This window comes from Actinotalea sp., assembly GCF_035443605.1.
Classification (GTDB): Bacteria; Actinomycetota; Actinomycetes; order Actinomycetales; family Cellulomonadaceae; genus Actinotalea.
The window spans coordinates 1-2,478 of the sequence record NZ_DAORSQ010000191.1 but is presented as its reverse complement, the minus strand read 5'-3'; the positions used below and the strand labels follow the sequence as shown (position 1 = coordinate 2,478).

Annotated in this window: 1 protein-coding gene; it reads left to right on the top strand. The window is 72.0% G+C overall.

All coding sequences use genetic code 11. The features are described from left to right. Positions 1 to 2,351 (top strand): aconitate hydratase (locus PKY62_RS13010; RefSeq protein ID WP_324537635.1); only part of this gene is annotated, 2,351 nt, incomplete at its 5' end. Between the last annotated feature and the right edge of the window lie 127 nt (positions 2,352 to 2,478).

The window sequence follows — 2,478 nt, the reverse complement described above, 5'->3', positions numbered from 1 at the left end:
TGCGCTGGGGCCAGACGGCGTTCGACGACTTCAAGGTCGTCCCGCCGGGCACCGGGATCGTGCACCAGGTCAACATCGAGCACCTCGCCCGCGTCGTGATGACCCGCACGGTCGACGGCGCGCTGCAGGCCTACCCGGACACGTGCGTCGGCACGGACTCGCACACCACGATGGTCAACGGCCTCGGCGTGCTCGGCTGGGGCGTCGGCGGCATCGAGGCCGAGGCCGCGATGCTCGGCCAGCCCGTCTCCATGCTCATCCCGCGCGTGGTCGGCTTCCGCCTCACCGGCGCCATCCCGTCCGCCGTCACCGCGACCGACGTCGTGCTGACCATCACCCAGCAGCTGCGGGCCCACGGCGTGGTCGGCAAGTTCGTGGAGTTCTACGGCGAGGGCGTCGCGCAGGTGCCGCTGGCCAACCGCGCGACGATCGGCAACATGAGCCCCGAGTTCGGCTCGACGTGCGCGATCTTCCCCGTCGACGACGTGACGCTCGACTACCTGCGGCTCACGGGCCGCAGCGACGCGCTGGTGGCCCTCGTCGAGGCCTACGCCCGCGAGCAGGGCCTGTGGCACGACCCGTCGTCCGCCGACTACCTCGAGCCCGTCTTCTCGGAGTACCTCGAGCTCGACCTGTCCACCGTCGTGCCGTCCATCGCCGGGCCCAAGCGCCCGCAGGACCGGATCGAGCTGACCTCGGCGAAGGAGTCCTTCGCGACGTCGATCCTCGACTACGTGGAGCACACCGGGGCCGGCCTCGCGGGCCTGGACGTCACGGTCGAGAGCAGCTTCCCCGCGTCCGACCCTGCCGCGGCCGGCGAGCACGCCGACGACGCCGACGCCCCGGCGCACCTGGGCGACGCCGTCCCGGTGGGGCGGCCGCACCGCCGCGTCCCCGTGACGCTGGCGAACGGCACGGCGACAGAGCTCGACCACGGCGCCGTCGTCATCGCCTCGATCACGTCGTGCACCAACACGTCCAACCCGTCGGTCATGCTCGCCGCGGGGCTCCTGGCCCGCAAGGCCGTCGAGCGAGGCCTGACGGCCCGCCCGTGGGTCAAGACGTCGATGGCGCCGGGGTCCAAGGTGGTCACGGACTACTACGAGAAGGCCGGGCTGTGGCCCGCGCTCGAGGCGCTGGGCTTCCACCTGGTCGGGTACGGCTGCGCCACGTGCATCGGCAACTCGGGCCCGCTGCCGGACGAGGACTCGGCCGCCGTCAACGAGCACGACCTGTCCGTCGTCTCGGTGCTGTCCGGCAACCGCAACTTCGAGGGCCGGATCAACCCCGACGTGAAGATGAACTACCTCGCCTCGCCGCCGCTGGTCATCGCCTACGCGCTGGCCGGGACGATGGACTTCGACTTCGAGCGCGAGCCGCTGGGGCACGACGCTACCGGCGCGCCCGTGCTGCTGGCCGACATCTGGCCGTCTGCGGCCGAGGTGCAGGCAACGATGGACGCGGCGATCGACCGGGAGATGTTCACGGCGGGGTACGTCGACGTGTTCGCCGGGGACGAGCGCTGGCGGGGCCTGCGCACGCCCGTCGGCGACACGTTCGCGTGGGACCCGAGCTCGACCTACGTCCGCAAGCCCCCGTACTTCGACGGCATGCCTGCCACCCCTGCCCCGGTGACGGACATCCACGGCGCCCGGGTGCTCGCCAAGCTCGGGGCGTCGGTGACCACGGACCACATCAGCCCTGCCGGGTCGATCAAGGCCGACAGCCCCGCTGGTCGCTACCTCGCCGAGCACGGCGTGGACCGCAAGGACTTCAACTCCTACGGCTCGCGCCGCGGCAACCACGAGGTCATGATCCGTGGCACGTTCGCCAACATCCGGCTGCGCAACCAGCTGGTGCCGGGGGTCGAGGGCGGGATGACCGTCAACCACCTCACGGGCGAGCAGACGACGATCTACGACGCGGCCCAGGCGTACGCAGCGGCCGGCGTGCCGCTGGTCATCCTCGGCGGCACCGAGTACGGCTCTGGCTCCTCGCGCGACTGGGCGGCCAAGGGCACCAGCCTCCTGGGCGTCCGCGCCGTCATCACCGAGAGCTTCGAGCGGATCCACCGCTCCAACCTCATCGGGATGGGCGTGCTGCCGCTGCAGTTCCCGGCGGGGGAGTCGGCCGACTCCCTGGCCCTGGACGGCACCGAGGCCTTCGACATCTCCGGGGTCACGGCGCTCAACGACGGCGACACCCCCCGCACCGTCGCGGTCACGGCGACGCGGGCGGACGGATCGGTCGTCGCGTTCGACGCGGTCGTGCGCATCGACACCCCCGGCGAGGCGGACTACTACCGCAACGGCGGGATCCTGCAGTACGTGCTCCGCTCACTCGTCGCCTGAACCCGCCCTCGCGAGTGCGGAGCGTTGCGTCGCGGGTGCGGAGCGTTCGGTGCTCGCGCGGAGGCTTGCGCCCCGGGTGCGGAGCGTTCGGTGCCTGTGTGGAGGGTTGCGCCTCGGGTGCGGAGCG